This window comes from Actinomadura formosensis (genome assembly GCF_050948385.1).
Classification (GTDB): domain Bacteria; phylum Actinomycetota; class Actinomycetes; order Streptosporangiales; family Streptosporangiaceae; genus Spirillospora; species Spirillospora formosensis.
Genome location: NZ_CP192011.1, coordinates 3,658,738 through 3,673,618, shown reverse-complemented (window position 1 = coordinate 3,673,618; position 14,881 = coordinate 3,658,738). Strand labels below are relative to the sequence as shown.

Sequence of the window (14,881 nt, the reverse complement as noted above, 5' to 3'; positions counted from 1 at the left end):
ACCTCCCCGAAGCATCTCAACGTTGAGATTATCGATCAGCCGAAGACCCCGGCACGGGCGACTTCCAGAAGATCGCGCTCGACACGGTCGCCTCCCCCATCCGCGGGCTGCTCACTTCTTGATCTGCTCGGTGATCTTCTCGTCGATGCAGTCGGCGTGCCGTATCCCAAAGACGGTGTACTCGCGGAGTTCGCCGTCTTCCTCATACGTCCTGATGCCGTCGCCGAAGCGGCGCCGCACCGCCTCCAGCGCCGGTCCGACCTCGCGGGAGGCTGCCAGGGCCGAGGGCGGCATGCCCAGCAGCACATCGAGCAGAAGGCTGAAACCGTCGTCCTCGTCGTGGACGGCAAGGTCGGCCCGCCGCCGGATCTCGGCGGCGATCGTGTCGGCCGTCTCCGGGAGGCCGATCGCTTGCAGGGTCACCTCCGCCTGGTGCCGGGTGTCCCGGTAGATCTCCTCGTCCTCCAGGACGGCCAGCAGGGTCGGCGTCGCGGGCGCCGCGGCCGCGCCGGCCCTCCCGAGGGCGTACATCAGCCGGTACTTGGTCGACTCGTCACGGAACCAGTGGTCGGCGCCGTGCCGGGAAGGGAAGGGGAACGCGCGGAGCGCCGCGTGCACCGCCGGGACCGCGGCGGCGCCGCGTTCGCCCAAGGCGGCCGAGGCCAGCGCCCCGAGGAAGTTGCCGATTCCTGGCAGGCTCGCGATGAGCTCCTCGGTCGGGGATTCGTCCTCGCCGGTGAAGTACGCCAGCAACCGCCCGGCGGAACCGTGGCCGCCGTGACGATCGAACATCCGGTAGAGGGCGGTGGTGGCCTTGTCCTGGTCGATCTCCGCCAGCGCGATCACTGCGGACTCCCGGGCCGCCGGTCCCGCACCGTTCACGATCAGGTCCGCCAGCGCGTCCACCGCCGTCTCATGCCGGGTTTCGTCGAGGTCGCCTGAGGCCAGCTCACGGACTGCGGCCACGCTCGCCGGGCCGTCGTCGCAGTGATGGCGGACGTCGTCGGGCAGGTTCTCCACGTCACCATCGTCCACCACCCACGAGGGGCGGCCGACACGTTGCGGCACGAGCCCGGCGTGGCCGGACCAGTGGAGAACATGGACCTGGCCGCCGCGCCCGCCGAGCACCACGGGCGGCCAGGCCACGCGCGTTCGCCGGGAGCGGCAGCCTGGAACTGTACGAGGCGGAGGTATCCGGCGCCGGACCGGCCGGTACGGTCATCGCCTTCGAGACGGGACCTTCCACCGCGGTACCCGGCTGACTGCGCCTCGCGGTGCCCGCTACAGCATGCACCTGGGGTTTCGGCCCTCCCACCTCCGGTGGGGACAGCGAACCGGATGGGCTGCGCAGGGCTTCGAACGAGCATGGGCCGGCTTCGTCCACCGCGCCACACCACGACAGCTCCGCTCTCTTTGACCCGCTGGGCCGTTAGCCGCACAAGCCCCGGCTCCTCCCGGCCTTCATCGACAAGGTCGGCACCCCCGCAGCCTCATGGGCTTGGGCTCCTGGCTGGAGGGAAACGGGCAAGGCTCGGCTGCCGGCACGGCTGGACCCGCGCGCCTCAGTTGTGGGGGCGCAGGCCGTCCAGCAGGACGGTGAGGTAGGCGTCGGTGAGGCCGGGTGAGGGGGGCTCGGCGCGGGCGACGGCCAGGGCGGTCGCGCCGATGAGCGTGGTGGTGACGGCGGGGTCGAGGTCGGTGCGGACCTCGCCGTCGCGCCGGGCGCCGTCGATCATCTCCTCGACGGCGGCGACCAGGTCGGCGCGCAGCGCGGTGGTGGCGGGCAGGTCGAGGCCGCCGAGCTGGTCGTTGACGGCGTGGTGCGCTGTCTGGAAGGCGATCAGCTCGCGCAGGAAGGTGCACAGGGCCTGGTGGGGGGTGGTCTCGGCGAGCAGGGTGCGGGCGCGCTCGACGACGGGTTGCAGTAGCCGGGCGACGGCGGCGTCCAGCAGGGCGTCCTTGCCGCCGAAGGCGCGCACGACGGTCGCGGCGCCCAGTCCGGCGCGTTTGGCGATGGCCTCGACGGTGAGGGAGGTGCCCGGTTCGGCCAGCAGCGCCATGGCGGCGTCCAGGGTGAGGTCCCGGTTGCGGACGGCGTCGGCGCGCCGCCTGGGCGTGGGCGCGGGTTCCGGTGAAGGCGTTGACAAGTGAAATGCTCCTTCCACATAATCATCTGGAACGTACGTTTCACTTAATCCTAGCGTGAGGAGCCCCCCATGAACGAGCGGATCCTGATCTCCGGAGCGAGCATCGCCGGCCTGACGCTGGCCCACTGGCTGGCCCGGCACGGCTTCCGGCCCACCATCGTCGAGCGCGCTCCCGAGCTGCGCGCCGGCGGCAACGGCGTGGACGTGCGCGACGACGCGGTCACCGTGGTCGAGCGGATGGGCCTGATGGCCCGGGTGCGGGAGTTGGCCACCGACGTGCGCGGCATGAAGTTCGTCGACGCCGCCGACCGCGCCGTCGCCCGGATCGACACCCGCGATCCCGGCTCGGTGGAGATCATGCGCGGTGACCTGGTCGCGCTGCTGCGCGAGGCGACCGAGGACGCCGAGATCCTGTTCGGCGACTCGATCCGCGCCCTGGAGCAGGACGACGACGAGGTGACAGTCACCTTCGAGCACGCGCCCGCCCGCCGCTTCGACCTGGTGATCGGCGCCGACGGGATGCACTCCAACGTCCGGCGGCTGGCGTTTGGGCCCGAGGAGCGGTTCGTGGCGTTCAAGGACCACTACTTCGCCTTCGCCGACGCCGACGCCGCGCTGGGCGAGGACCGCTGGGTGACGATGTTCAACACCCCCGGCAAGATGACCGGGATCTACCGGTCGGGCAACCACGCCCAGGCCAAGGCGTACTTCATGTTCCGCTCGCAGCGGCTGGAAGTCGACCACCGCGACGTCGCCGCGCACAAGCGCCTGGTCGCTGAGCAGTTCGCCGACCACCCGTGGGCGCCGACCCGGGGCCTGCTGGATGCGGCCCTGGCCGACCCCGACTTCTACTTCGACTCCCTGGGCCAGGTGCAGATGGACTCCTGGTCGAACGGCCGGATCGCGCTGGTCGGGGACGCGGCCTGGTGCGCCTCCCCCGCCTCGGGCGCGGGCGCCGAGCTGGCCCTGACCGGCGCCTACCGGCTGGCCGGGGAACTGGCCGCCGCGGGCGGCGACCACCGGACCGCGTTCGCCCGCTACGACGCCGTCCACCGGCCGCTGGTCGACCGCAAGCAGCAGATCGGCCCGAACGTCCGCCTCATGATCCCCAAGACCGACGGCGGCCGGTGCGTCCGCGACGCCCTCGCCCGCCTGCCGCTGATGAAGGCTCTCGGCGCGGCCGAGCGCCGCCTGCAGGCCCGCAGCACCCGGCCCCTGACCGACTACCGCCGCGCCGCCTGAACCCCCCACCAGCTCATCCCCCAGGGAAATTCAGTGTCAGAGATGGCCCCGTCCACCAACAGTTTCCGGACTCCCCAGGAGGCAGACATGACCGCCCCCGCTTTTCCCCGCTCCCCGCGCCGCTGGCTGGCGTTGGCCGCGCTGACCCTGAGCGTGCTGATCGTCGGGCTCGACGGCACCGTCATCAGCGTCGCCTTGCCCACGCTGGCCGCCCGGCTGCCCGCCGACAGTGCCCAGTTGCAGTGGATCGGCGGCGGCTACCTGCTCGCCCTCTCGATCGCCATGCTGCCGTTCGGCCTGCTCGGCGACCGCTTCGGCCACAAGCGGCTGCTGCTCGGCGGCATGGCCCTGTTCGGTCTCGCCTCGCTCGGCGGCGCCGCCGCCGGCTCCGCCGCGGGCGTCATCGCGGCCCGCACCGTGCTCGGCCTGGGCGCGGCGGCGATCATGCCGCTGTCCATGGCGATCCTGCCCCGCGTCTTCGACAAGGACGAACTTCCGCGCGCCATCGGTGTCTGGACCGCCGCGACCGCACTCGGCCTGCCGGTCGGTCCGCTCGTCGGCGGCTGGCTGCTGCAGCACTTCTGGTGGGGCTCGGTCTTCCTGTTCAACGTGCCGGTCGTCGCCCTCGCTTTCGCCGCCGCCGCCTGGCTGCTCCCCTCCGACGCAGGCCACGAGCGCCGCCCCGGAGTCGACGGCCCGTTCGATGCCACGGGCACCGTGCTCAGCGCCCTCGGCATCACGGCCCTGGTCTACGGCACCATCCTGATCCCGGAGCAGGGCTGGTCCGCCCCACAGGTCCTGGTCTCGCTCCCGCTCGGCCTGGCGTTGCTGGCAGCCTTCCTCTGGCACGAGCGCCGCCACCCGCGCCCGCTGGTCGACCTGCGGCTCCTCGCCGACCCCGGGTTCCGCTGGGGCGCGCTGCTCGCCGTCTTCGTCAACTTCGCGGTCATGGGCGTCCTCTTCGTCCTCCCGCAGTACCTCTCCGGCGTGCTCGGCGCCGACGCCCTCGGCACCGGTCTGCGGATGCTGCCGCTGATCGGCGGGCTGATGGCCGCCGCCGCGGCCGGCGAGCCGGTGGTCGCCCGCCTCGGCGCACGCACCGTCATCGCCCTCGGCCTGACCCTGCTCGCCGGCGGCGCGCTGCTCGGCGCGACCACCGGGCCTGCGGACGGCTACGGCTTCGCCGCTCTCTGGCTGGTGCTGACCGGCCTCGGCTTCGGCCTCGCGGTCGTCCCCGCCACCAGCCTGGCGATCGGTACCCTCCCGGCCGACCGGGCCGGGGCGGGCACCAGCCTGCTGGAGACGGTGCAGCAGGTGGGCGGCGTCCTCGGGGTCGCCGCGCTGGGCAGCCTGCTCGGATTCGGCTACCTGCGGCGGCTGGTGACCGACCGTCTGCCCGCCGACGCCGCGGCCGCCGCCCGCGGCTCGGTTTCCGGCGCGGACGCGGTGGCGCAGCAACTGCACGACGCCGCGCTGGCCGCCTCGGCCCACGCGGCCTTCGTCCACGGCATGGACCTGGTGCTGGTGGTCTGCGGCGTGCTCTCCCTCGCTGCCGCGGTGCTCGCCGTTGTCGTCCTGCCCGCCCGCACCACCGCTTCCCGGGAAGTGGCCGGGGCGGTGCCCGAGCGCGCAGAATCGCCGGCATGACGGCGCTGCTACTTCCACCTCAACGGCGAGCTTTCGAGAACGATCCAGAGCCGTTCGAGGACGCGCTGACCAACCGCGTGGCCACCGTCGTCGCTCTGCTCGCCGATCTCGTCAACACCGGCCGCGGCATCCGGCATCCCGAAGCCGGACAAGCCTGACCGGCCGATGCGCATCGGCCCGCGGGAGGGCCGGGAGGCCGTGGGCGGTGCGGCCGGACAGCAACCAGAGAACATCGCGCTTGGCAGTCAGGACGGCTGGACTTCGTCGAAGAGGGCGAGGGCTTCGGCGGGGTCCGGGCTCACGAGGCGTTCCAGACCGGCCGTCGTGATTCTCGCCCACCTGCCGGCCCGTGCCCACATCTGTTCCTCGAAGGCGCGGACGGCCTCGTCCAGATCTCCAGGGCCGGGAGCGGCGGCGATGGACTCGGCGAGTTCGGCGCCTTCCAGCATCGCGAGGTTCGCGCCCACCCCCAATGGGGGCATCAGGTGGGCGGCGTCGCCCAGCAGCGTCACCCCGGGGACGTGGGCCCAGGTGTGGGACACGGGCAGGACGTAAAGGGGACGGTGGACGAAAGCGGTGCCGTGGCGGAGGAGGTCGAGGACGGGAGCGGCCCAGCCGTCGAACAGAGCCAGCAGGCTTGATCGCACGGCCTCGACCTCGGCCAGGTCCAGGTCCGTGTGCCAGTCCAGCGGCACGCGGAACTGGGCGTACACCTTGACGTGGCCGCCGCTGTTGCGCTGGGCGACGAGGCCGCGGTTCACGCCGTACACAGCCACGGAACCGTCGCCGATCAGCCGGGCGAGGTCGGGGTGGCGGGTGTCGATGTCGTCCAGGGAGGTCTCGACCGAGGTGACGCCGGTGTAGTGCGGCGTCGCGGACGAGATCGCCGGGCGGACTCGGGACCAGGCGCCGTCCGCGCCGATCACGAGGTCGAAGGTTTCCTGTCGCCCGTCCGCGAAATGGACCAGCACGCCATCCCGGGTCTGCGGCACTACCTGCGTCACGCTCCGCCCCCACTGAACGTCCAGAGGGCCGAGCAGCAGGTCACGGAGTTGCCCGCGGTCGATCTCGGGATTGGCCCGGTCACCCGGACGGGGTTGCCAGTCGCGGAGGACGGTCCCGTCCGTGTCCAGGATGCGCATGGCCTGCCCCTCGGGACGGGACAGCGCCTGGAACTCCGCCAGCAGCCCCGCCTTCGCCAGCGCGAGCTGGCCAAGCCCTTCGTGCAGGTCCAGCGTGCCGCCCGGGGGACGGGCGTCGGGGCCGGGATCGCGCTCGAGAACGGTGACGCGATGATCATGGCGGTGCAGGACGCGGGCGAAGGTAAGGCCGGCGGGGCCGCCCCCGATCACGGCGATACGGTGTCTCATGTCGATACACTGTATTTTTCTCTTACAACGTATCGCAACAGTACGTTGTAACCATGACTGTGTGGGACCGGCCGGAGCCGCCGACTCGCCCCGCGCCGCTCGACCGGGAGCGGATCGTTGCCGCCGCCATCGCGCTGGCCGACGAGGGCGGGCTGGAGGCGGTGTCGTTGCGCAAGGTCGCCGCCCGGCTGGACGTCGGCCCGATGCGGCTGTACGGATACATCTCCACCAAGGAGGAGCTGTTCGACCTCATGGTGGACGAGGTCCACGCCGAGATCCTCCCCGAGGAGCAGCCCGGTGACTGGCGGGAGGCGCTGCGCATCCGCGCCCACCGCACCAGACAGGCCACCCTCCGTCACCAATGGCTGGCCGACCTGCTCGGCGGCCGTCCGACCCTGGGCCCGAACGCCCTCGCCGTGACCGAGACCACGCTGGCCGCCCTCGACGGCCTCACCGACCTCGACACCGTCCTGCGCGCCGTGGAGACTGTCAGCGCCTACTTCACTGGCGCGATCAGGCGCGAGATCGCGAACCTGCGGGCCGAGCGCGCCACGGGCCTGTCCAAGCGCGACTGGCAGCGCGCCTCCGGCCCGCATCTGCGGAGGATACTGGCCACGGGCCGCTTCCCGGCACTGGCCAAGGCCGTGTACGACGGCACGGACGTGGACGCCGAGGCGTCCTTCGCGACCGGCCTGGAGTGGGTCCTCGACGCCGTGGCCGCCAAACTCGCCCGGCCGCCGGCGTGACGCTCAGGATTTCCAGGTGACATCCGTGGCACCGATGGAAGGGTCACGGAGGCACTTATAGGCATTCCTCGACGGTGGACTGCCAGATCTGCGGGTGGTACCTCGGCGATGACCGGCCTCCGCCATCACAAAGCGCAGCCCCCAATCTGCCCCGGCGCTGATACACACAGAGTGCTAGTTCCCAAGCCCGAACACCGCGGAGACTCGCTGTGCAAGATCTTCCTCGGTGACCTGGAAATCCACCCTGAGCCGGCAGAGGCCCAGATGCCGGGTCTGCTCGGTGAGCCGGTCGGTGAACAGTGCATCGCGCTGGAGCAGGTTCTGCAGTGCATGCTGCGGGTCGCCGGTCTTGGCGATGAATCCCCACGCCGGGCCACCACGACTGTCGAACACCGCCTGGCGGAACTGGGGAGTCGGCAGCAGCCACACAGCGTGACGCACCTCGGTGAGAAGGGGTTGGACGAGGTCGGGCAGCAGCCGGAACCCCTCGACGACCACCGGCCGGTCGGCGGTGAGGGCGAGAAGGTCTTCAAGGATCAGGTTGAATCCTTCTCCGTGAAACCAGTGGAAGGTATCGAGCATCTCGCGCGGACTTCTGGTCACCCACCGCTCGTCCATGTCCATGGCGGCGAACTCGCCCAGGTAAGGAGCCTGTTCCATGGGCATGCGGCGGGTGTGGTCGGGCATGACCGCGTCGCTGTCGTACAAGCGCATCCCATACCGGTCGGCTATGCGCCGGGCGATGGTGGATTTTCCGGCCCCACTGCCGCCGCCGATCCAGTAGACGTGGCGCAACCGCTCCCGCCAAACACGGGGGAAAGCCCCTTCGGGCAGTGCAGAGTACATTCGTTGGCTCCTGTCGAGTGCCTACCGGCTTGAGTTCTGACGTGAAGGTCCATTCGGGTCTGTGCTGTGGCCGACCTGCCTCAATCTTGTCGGCCCAGGCTTGAGATCTCAGTGGCTATGCCAGTCGGTGAGGACGAGGGCAGCGGCGGTGGCCGCGAGCAGAGCGGCCCCATCGACCAGGGTGCCCGCTGGATGGTCCGACCGTGAGCCGTCGGGCGCGAGGTCGTCGGGGTCGAGCGGCTGCCATGTGCAGGCGGTCTTGGGGGCCGCTCAGATCCGGGTCACCAGGGGGAAGTAACTGAGCGTTACGGTTATGACTGTGAGGGACCCGCGCATCGCAGTGGAACGAAATCCGGTGCTCAGGAGCGAGTTGGCTACCTCCGGCGGGTCTTAGGCGCCGGAGGCGACCTCGTCGCTGTTTACCGGAAGGCCTCGACGTTGCGGCGGGCCCACTCGGTGAAGGGGCGGGGCGCGCGGCCCAGCACGCGCTCGACGTCCGGGCTGAGCCGCAGTTCGGCGGCGTTGGGCTCGCCGAGGACGGCCAGCGTGGTCTCCACGACCGGCTCCGGCATGAACGCGGCCATCCGCGCGTGCGCCTCGGCCCGGGTCAGCTCCACGAACCGCACCGGCTCACCGAGGGCCGCGCCGATCGCCTCGGCCTGCTGCCGGGGCGTGACGGCCGCCGGCCCGTTCAACTCGTAGGCACGCCCCGTGTGTTCGTCCTTGCGCAGGGCCACGGCCGCGACCTCCGCGATGTCCGCCGGATCGATCACCGGGATCCCGACGTCACCGAACGGCGCGGCGACGGTCCGCTCGGCGCGTACCGATTCCGCCCAGGCGTAGGCGTTGGACGCAAAGCCGCCGGGCCGCAGGATCGTCCAGGCCAGGCCCGACTCGCGCACCGCTTCCTCGATAGCCCGCATGACGCCTCCGTGCGAGGGCGACTCCGGCCTGGTCACCACGCCTTGCGAGGAGAGCAGCACCACCCGCCGGACCCCGGCGACCCTGGCCACGTCCACAATGGCTCTCGGGTCGAGCCCATGGCCGCCCGCGCCGCCGTCGTGCAGGAACAACGCCTCGGCCCCGGCGAAGGCGGGCCGCAGGGTCTCCGGCGCGGCCAGGTCGGCCCGCACGTGTCTGGTCCCGCTCGGCAGGTCCACCGGGGCCATCCCCCTCGACACCGCCGTCACCCGCTCCCCCGCCTCCGTCATGGCCCGCACCAGCGACCGACCGACATTTCCGGTCGCACCCGTCACCACGATCATGATCAACCCCCGCGTCTTTCCCTGTGGTTTCTCGCGATGACGGCGACGCTAACAGCCTCCGTATAGTAGGTACCTAGAGGAAAGTAACTACCTCAGAGGGGTGTAACACATGGCGACCGAGACGAACCGGCCGGCGGCCGATGCCATGACCGCCCCCGAGCTGGCCTGCCCGATCTCCCCGGTCGTTGACATCGTGTTCAGCCGGTGGACCACGCCCATCCTTTGGTCGCTCCACACCTTCGGCCGCCAGCGGTTCGTCGAGCTGGAGCGGCGCGTCAAGAGCATCACTCCCAAGGTGCTCACCCAGCGCCTGCGTCAACTGGAGCGCGACGGCCTGGTCGTCCGCACCTACCATCCTGAGGTGCCGCCGCGCGTCGAATACGAGATCAGCGAGCTCGGCCGCAGCCTCGCCCCCCTCTTCGCCCACCTCGCCGAGTGGGCCGCCACCAACCTTGAGCACGTCGAACGGGCCCGGCGGCACTACGACGACGCGGGGGCGATCCGCGGCTCTAGATGATTGCGAGCGTTGGTGACCTTGGACGGACGTCACAGATCTTCACCTGACCAAGGTCATTTGAAGAGCACGGGGCGTTTGTCCTAAGGGCGTGGCCCTCCCCGCCGCAGCGAAAGAGGACCACGCACGGTTCGCGAGATCAGCAGCAGTTCGACCCCGCGGCAGCCTTGGACGGCTCGACGTCGGCCGTCTGCTGGCCAGTGGCGCAGCATGCAGAGTCGTCGGCCTTGGCAAGGGTGTCGGCGTCGGCCTTGACCGTGTAGACCTCCCAGGGTTCGCCGCCGGGGCCGTGGACCCACACTTTGTCCTGCAGGGCGTAGCAGCAGGAGGTGTCGTTCTCCTCCAGCGTTGCCAGCCCGGCGTCGGCCAGGCGCTTGGTGGCGTCGTGGACGAGGCCGGAGTCCTCGACCTCGACGCCGAGGTGGTCCAGGCGGGTTGGCTCGTCGCCGTCGCCTTCGATGAGGACGAGCTTGAGCGGCGGCTCGGCGATGGCGAAGTTGGCGTAGCCGGGACGGCGCTTGGCCGGCTCGGCGCCGAACAGCTTGGAGTAGAAGGCGATCGAGCCTTCCAGATCGGATACGCGCAGAGCGAGCTGAACGCGGGACATCGGTTCCTCCTCGTGTGGTGGACGGCGTGATGCGGGCGATGTCGACCATGGAGGCCGGCGTGAGCCCGTACCGGTGCTGATTAGATGCTTGTCTAAGCAGCCGGTAGCCCGAGTTTGCAACGTGCCTAGATAGATGTCAAATTAGAGACATGTCTAAGCAGCAGTTGCCGATCGTGAATTCGGGTGTGGTCGCCGGTGACGGCGACGGGACGTGCTGCGCGCCCCTGGTCTGCGAGCCGTTGAGCCAGGCCGAGGCGGCCGAGTTGGCGCCGCTGTTCAAGGCGATCGCCGACCCGGTCCGCCTGCGGCTGCTGTCGTTGATCGCCTGCCATGAGGGCGGTGAAGCGTGCGTGTGCGACCTGACCGCCGCCTTCGATCTCACGGCGCCGACCATCAGCCATCACCTGAAGGTGCTCAAGCAGGCCGGGCTGATCGACTCCGAACGGCGCGGGACCTGGGTCTATTACTGGCTCAACCCCGGCGTCCTGGAGCGGCTGTCGGCGATTCTGGGGCCGCGTGCGGCCGCCGCGGCTGCTTCCGCGGCTGCTTCATGACCGGCCTCGAACCCGATCTGCAGACCGCGCCCGCCGGCGCCCGGGGCGCGGTGGCGAGCGCCGGCTGCCGGTGTGGATCGGTGCGGCCATGGCGGCGGGGCTGCCGACCGGACGCGCGATCCCCGGCCTGGACGACGCCCTCGACTCGGTGAAGGTGGCCGGGCTGCTGGTGATGATGTACCCCGGTGCCGGCCAAGGTCCGCTGCAACCGGCTCGTCCCGTGACCGGTGACCGGTGCCTGCTGGTCCCCTCCCTGGATCTTCCTGTCCGACCTGCCGCAGTACCGCACCGGGTTGATCAACGACACGGCGGTGCATCGGGTACCCGTGCCGGCCTGGAGCCGGCGGGCGGCCAGCAGGCTCGCGTGCCGCTGGGCCGCCCGCGCCGGGATCTCCCGCTGGATCCGCGCAGCAGGAACACCTCACGGTCGCCGGTGTAGGGCGCCACCAGCGTGAACTGGGGACGCGGCGGGCGACCTGAACCGGCCCGCTTCCGCCTGAAAGATCTCCCCACAGCGTGGGGTGCGTCGCCCTGATTTCGTCCAGCAGCATTTCGCGCATGTCGTGCTCGGCCGCCTGCAACAGCGCCTCGGCCTCCCAGTTCAGCGGCGCTTGGTGGCGGCGGCGCGCTTGGACTCCAGCGCATGGCCCAACTCACCGGCGTGGAACAAAGAAACGATTATTGTTCTATGTGCCGCCCTCGATTTGTCGCGTTCAACGCTGAACTACGTCGCCGGGCTGGTCCGCCGGCGGCGTAAGGCGATCAGGTCGAGGTGGCGGTTGCTCAACCCTGGTCAGCAGGCGCTTGTGGTCCTGGCCTATCTGCGCAAGGACGAGACGTCCACCGAGATCAGCGCGGGTTTCGGGGTGTCGGCGGCAACGGCCTGGAGGCATGTGGAGGAGACGGTGATGCTGCTGTCGGCCTGCTCACCCAGCCTTGCGCAGGCGCTGCGGAAGGCCAGTAAGGACGGCCTGACCCATCTGACGCTGGACGGCACGCTCGTCCACGCCGACAGGGTCCGGGCGGACCGCCCGTACTACTCCCGCAGGCATCGGGTGCACGGGATGAACGTGCAGGTGATCGCCGGGCCGGACGGGACGACCCTGTGGACCTCGGGGGCGTTGCCCGGCAAGGTCCACGACGGCGCGGATGCAACCCAGCAGTACCGGGGAGGCGGGGCCCAGCGGCCGTGTCGAGCGATGACCGAGACCGGGACTCCGGCAGCGTAGGCGGCGGTGGCGCTGGCGGCGGTGGCGCTGGCGGCGCGCAGGGAGTGGGTGGTGTAGGTCTCGGTGCCGGGCACCTGGGCCGCGGCCGCCAGGCGGCGGATCGCGCGGTTGATGCCGTCGCCGGTGATGCGTTCGCCGATGCGGCCGTGCCGGTCAACCGAGCGCAGCAGCGCCCGGCGGTGACGCCGCGCACGTTCAGCAGCGCGGTCCGGTCTCGCCAGGCGGTCACCGGGTCGATGACCGGCCCCGAGGTTGATGTGTCCGGCTACGGTGCCTCCCATCGCTGCCAGAGCATTTCCAGACCCAGCGCGATGGCGCACAGCACTCCCACTGATCCCGGGGCGGCCACGAACGCCACATGGATCGGGCTGCTTTGGTCCGGGAGGAACAGGTCCGCCCATCCCAGGGCCAGCGCCAGGGCGGTGGCGATCCCGCCGATCCGGGAGGCCCATTCGAAGAGGTGGGCATGCCACGGTTTTGAGGACGCCGAGGCCCTCGAACGCACATCGATGCTGAAGAAGATCAGCAGAACGGCGAGGAAGGAGATCAGGCTGACCATGTCGGACGACGGCATCTGGCGCATACCGCGACCCTAGGGCCTGTTTAGTAAGTGATCTTGGTGATGGCTCGGAGCCAGATGTCGATCACGGCGATCTCAATGGTGGCCTGGTAGCGGACGGCGAGCCTGTCATACCGGGTCGCGACCGCCCGGTGCTGTTTCAGCAGGTTGATGCCGCATTCCACGGAGTGGCGGAGCCGGTAGGCGGCCGGGTCGAACACCGGCGGGCGCCCGCCGGCCGAGCCCTTGGCCCTGCGGTTGGCCTGCTGGTCGGCCTTCACCGGGATGGTGGCCGCAATCCCGCGACGGCGCAGATAGGCGCGGTTGGCCTTGGAGGAGTAGGCCTTGTCGCCCAGAACCCGGTCCGGGCGGGTGCGCGGCCGTCCGCGCCCGGACCGGGCGATGCGGACCCGCTCCAGCACCGGCCGGAACTGCGGGCTGTCCCCACGCTGACCAGCGGTGATCAGCACCGACATCGGCTTGCGGCCCTGCTCGCACGCCAGATGGATCTTGGTGGTGCGGCCGCCGCGTGAACGTCCCAGCCCGTGATCGGGCGGTTCGTCTCCGGGCGGCTCGACCTGCCCGCCGACGTCATGGCGGGCGCCCGCGGCGTGCTGATGGGCCCGGTTGATGGTCGAGTCCACCGACACATTCCACACGACCAGCCCGGAGGCATCGGCGAACGCCATCAGCTTCGCCCACACCAGCGGCCATACCCCGGCGCGCTGGAAGCAGCGGAACAGCCGGTAGACCGACTGCCAGTGCCCGTAGCGCTCGGGCACGTCACGCCACGGCGCACCGGCCCGGGTCCGCCACCGGACGCCGTCCACCAGCTGCCTGCGCGACCATTTGGGCGGCCGGCCACGTCCGCACCCGGCCGGCAAAAGCGGCTCCAGGACCCGCCATTGCCGGTCCGTCAGATCTTTACGGGCTCCGATCGGTACGCTGAACACGAGGTCTCCGGTGGTGATGGTCTTCTTGGTCGTTGATCCATCTACCGGAGACCTCACTCGTCTCCAGGTGCGCCATGCCGCCCGAACCAGGACTTTCTAAACAGGCCCTAGTGTCCTGCGCCTGAAATCCGTTGCAGATATCGGGCGAGGGAGTCGAGGATCTCTTCGGCGGTCTTGGTCCATACGAACGGTTTGGGGTTGGTGTTCCACTGCTGGACCCAGGCGCGGACGTCGGCTTCGAGGGCTTGGACGCTTTTGTGGACGCCGCGTTGGGTGAGCTGGGTGGTGAGGTGGGCGAACCAGCGTTCGACCTGGTTGAGCCAGGACGACCCGGTCGGGGTGAAATGCACGTGGAAGCGGGGGTGGCGGGCCAGCCATTGGTGGACCAGCGGTGTCTTGTGGGTGGCCAGGTTGTCGCAGACCAGGTGCACCTCCAGCTCGGCGGGCACGGCCTTGTCGATCGCGACCAGGAACTTCTTGAACTCGGCCGCGCGGTGCCGGCGGTGCAGTTCGGTGATGACGGTGCCGTCGGCGATGTTGAAGGCGGCGAACAGGCTGGTGGTCCCGTGCCGGGCATAGTCGTGGGTGCGCCGCTCGGGCATGCCCGGCATCATCGGCAGCACCGGCTGTGACCGGTCCAGGGCCTGCATCTGCGACTTCTCGTCCACGCACAGCACCACGGCCCGCTCGGGCGGGTTGTTGTAGAGCCCGACCACGTCCACGACCTTCTCAACGAACAGCGGGTCGGTGGAGATCTTGAAGGTGTCGGCACGGTGCGGTTTGAGATCGAACCGGTGCCAGATCCGCCCGATGGTGGACTTGCTCAGCCCGGTGCGCTCAGCCATCGAGGCCCTGGACCAGTGCGTGGCGCCCGGCGGGGTCTGCTCCAAGGTGAGCGTGACCACCTCCTGGACCTTGTCCAGCAGGATCGAGGGCGGACGGCCGGGGCGGGGCTCATCGGCCAGCCCGGCCAGGCCGTGCTCGATGAACCGGCGGCGCCACTTGGCCACCGTCGGCGGCGAAACGCCCAGCTCGGCGGCCACATGCGTATGGAATGCCCCTGGCCGCGCGCACGCGAGCACGATCCGGCACCGCAACGCATACGCCTGCGTCGAGGTCGCCGCCCGCGCCCCACGCTCCAACTCCGCCCGCTCAGCCGCGGTCACTGAAAACGGCGTCTTCGGCCGTCCTGTCCTCGCCAT

General features: G+C 70.4%; 16 protein-coding genes. 7 read left to right on the top strand and 9 right to left on the bottom strand.

All coding sequences use genetic code 11. From position 1 onward, the window contains the following. Nucleotides 1-111 precede the first annotated feature (111 nt). Nucleotides 112-1,146 carry a hypothetical protein gene (locus ACQP1N_RS17330; RefSeq protein WP_433225200.1) on the bottom strand — a complete coding sequence of 345 codons (1,035 nt, stop codon included), beginning with the start codon at nucleotides 1,144-1,146 and terminating at the stop codon, nucleotides 112-114. 416 nt (nucleotides 1,147-1,562) lie between these two features. Beyond that, nucleotides 1,563-2,147: a TetR/AcrR family transcriptional regulator gene (locus ACQP1N_RS17325; RefSeq protein ID WP_067799749.1), complete on the bottom strand. Its 585-nt coding sequence runs from the start codon at nucleotides 2,145-2,147 to the stop codon at nucleotides 1,563-1,565. Nucleotides 2,148-2,216: 69 nt separating this feature from the next. Between ACQP1N_RS17325 and ACQP1N_RS17320 the strand changes: the two genes are divergently transcribed. The 3 genes from ACQP1N_RS17320 to ACQP1N_RS17310 all read left to right on the top strand — a co-directional run bounded on the left by ACQP1N_RS17320 (nucleotide 2,217) and on the right by ACQP1N_RS17310 (nucleotide 5,194). Then, a complete protein-coding gene (locus ACQP1N_RS17320) occupies nucleotides 2,217-3,389 on the top strand; it encodes an FAD-dependent monooxygenase (protein ID WP_433225197.1) in 1,173 nt (390 codons plus the stop codon). A gap of 87 nt (nucleotides 3,390-3,476) precedes the next feature. After that, the gene (locus ACQP1N_RS17315; protein WP_433225195.1) at nucleotides 3,477-5,036 is read left to right on the top strand and encodes an MFS transporter; all 1,560 of its coding nucleotides are present in this window, start codon (nucleotides 3,477-3,479) and stop codon (nucleotides 5,034-5,036) included. Further along, on the top strand, nucleotides 5,033-5,194 hold the full coding sequence (locus tag ACQP1N_RS17310; RefSeq protein ID WP_157419217.1) for a hypothetical protein: 162 nt from the start codon (nucleotides 5,033-5,035) through the stop codon (nucleotides 5,192-5,194). Before ACQP1N_RS17315 ends, ACQP1N_RS17310 begins: the two co-directional genes overlap by 4 nt. A gap of 87 nt (nucleotides 5,195-5,281) precedes the next feature. Here the strand turns inward: ACQP1N_RS17310 and ACQP1N_RS17305 are convergent, their stop codons facing one another. Continuing rightward, entirely contained in the window at nucleotides 5,282-6,406 is a 1,125-nt protein-coding gene (locus ACQP1N_RS17305) for an FAD-dependent oxidoreductase (protein WP_067799739.1), read from the bottom strand. Nucleotides 6,407-6,459: 53 nt separating this feature from the next. On the opposite strand from ACQP1N_RS17305, the gene ACQP1N_RS17300 reads away from it, so the two are divergent. Further along, nucleotides 6,460-7,152, top strand: coding sequence for a TetR/AcrR family transcriptional regulator (locus ACQP1N_RS17300; protein ID WP_067799737.1), 693 nt, complete (start codon nucleotides 6,460-6,462; stop codon nucleotides 7,150-7,152). Nucleotides 7,153-7,326: 174 nt separating this feature from the next. On the opposite strand, the gene ACQP1N_RS17295 is transcribed toward ACQP1N_RS17300, so the two are convergent. Together ACQP1N_RS17295 and ACQP1N_RS17290 are read right to left on the bottom strand one after the other, a co-directional pair. Next, nucleotides 7,327-7,998, bottom strand: coding sequence for a shikimate kinase (locus ACQP1N_RS17295; RefSeq protein ID WP_433225192.1), 672 nt, complete (start codon nucleotides 7,996-7,998; stop codon nucleotides 7,327-7,329). A gap of 419 nt (nucleotides 7,999-8,417) precedes the next feature. Then, nucleotides 8,418-9,209 carry an NAD(P)H-binding protein gene (locus tag ACQP1N_RS17290; protein ID WP_433225190.1) on the bottom strand — a complete coding sequence of 264 codons (792 nt, stop codon included), beginning with the start codon at nucleotides 9,207-9,209 and terminating at the stop codon, nucleotides 8,418-8,420. 163 nt (nucleotides 9,210-9,372) lie between these two features. On the opposite strand from ACQP1N_RS17290, the gene ACQP1N_RS17285 reads away from it, so the two are divergent. Beyond that, nucleotides 9,373-9,780 carry a winged helix-turn-helix transcriptional regulator gene (locus ACQP1N_RS17285; RefSeq protein WP_067799731.1) on the top strand — a complete coding sequence of 136 codons (408 nt, stop codon included), beginning with the start codon at nucleotides 9,373-9,375 and terminating at the stop codon, nucleotides 9,778-9,780. 136 nt (nucleotides 9,781-9,916) lie between these two features. Here the strand turns inward: ACQP1N_RS17285 and ACQP1N_RS17280 are convergent, their stop codons facing one another. After that, a complete protein-coding gene (locus ACQP1N_RS17280) occupies nucleotides 9,917-10,384 on the bottom strand; it encodes an ArsI/CadI family heavy metal resistance metalloenzyme (RefSeq protein ID WP_433225188.1) in 468 nt (155 codons plus the stop codon). A 149-nt stretch (nucleotides 10,385-10,533) separates the two neighbouring features. On the opposite strand from ACQP1N_RS17280, the gene ACQP1N_RS17275 reads away from it, so the two are divergent. Together ACQP1N_RS17275 and ACQP1N_RS17270 are read left to right on the top strand one after the other, a co-directional pair. Continuing rightward, the gene (locus ACQP1N_RS17275) at nucleotides 10,534-10,938 is read left to right on the top strand and encodes an ArsR/SmtB family transcription factor (protein WP_067799726.1); all 405 of its coding nucleotides are present in this window, start codon (nucleotides 10,534-10,536) and stop codon (nucleotides 10,936-10,938) included. 779 nt (nucleotides 10,939-11,717) lie between these two features. Next, nucleotides 11,718-12,167, top strand: a complete 450-nt coding sequence (locus tag ACQP1N_RS17270) for a transposase family protein (protein WP_433225186.1) — start codon at nucleotides 11,718-11,720, stop codon at nucleotides 12,165-12,167. Between the two features lie 265 nt (nucleotides 12,168-12,432). On the opposite strand, the gene ACQP1N_RS17265 is transcribed toward ACQP1N_RS17270, so the two are convergent. The 3 genes from ACQP1N_RS17265 to ACQP1N_RS17255 all read right to left on the bottom strand — a co-directional run bounded on the left by ACQP1N_RS17265 (nucleotide 12,433) and on the right by ACQP1N_RS17255 (nucleotide 14,881). Then, nucleotides 12,433-12,750: a hypothetical protein gene (locus ACQP1N_RS17265; protein WP_067799720.1), complete on the bottom strand. Its 318-nt coding sequence runs from the start codon at nucleotides 12,748-12,750 to the stop codon at nucleotides 12,433-12,435. Nucleotides 12,751-12,770: 20 nt separating this feature from the next. Continuing rightward, nucleotides 12,771-13,679, bottom strand: coding sequence for an IS5 family transposase (locus tag ACQP1N_RS17260; protein ID WP_433225184.1), 909 nt, complete (start codon nucleotides 13,677-13,679; stop codon nucleotides 12,771-12,773). Nucleotides 13,680-13,786: 107 nt separating this feature from the next. Then, nucleotides 13,787-14,881, bottom strand: coding sequence for an IS630 family transposase (locus ACQP1N_RS17255; protein WP_433225182.1), 1,095 nt, complete (start codon nucleotides 14,879-14,881; stop codon nucleotides 13,787-13,789).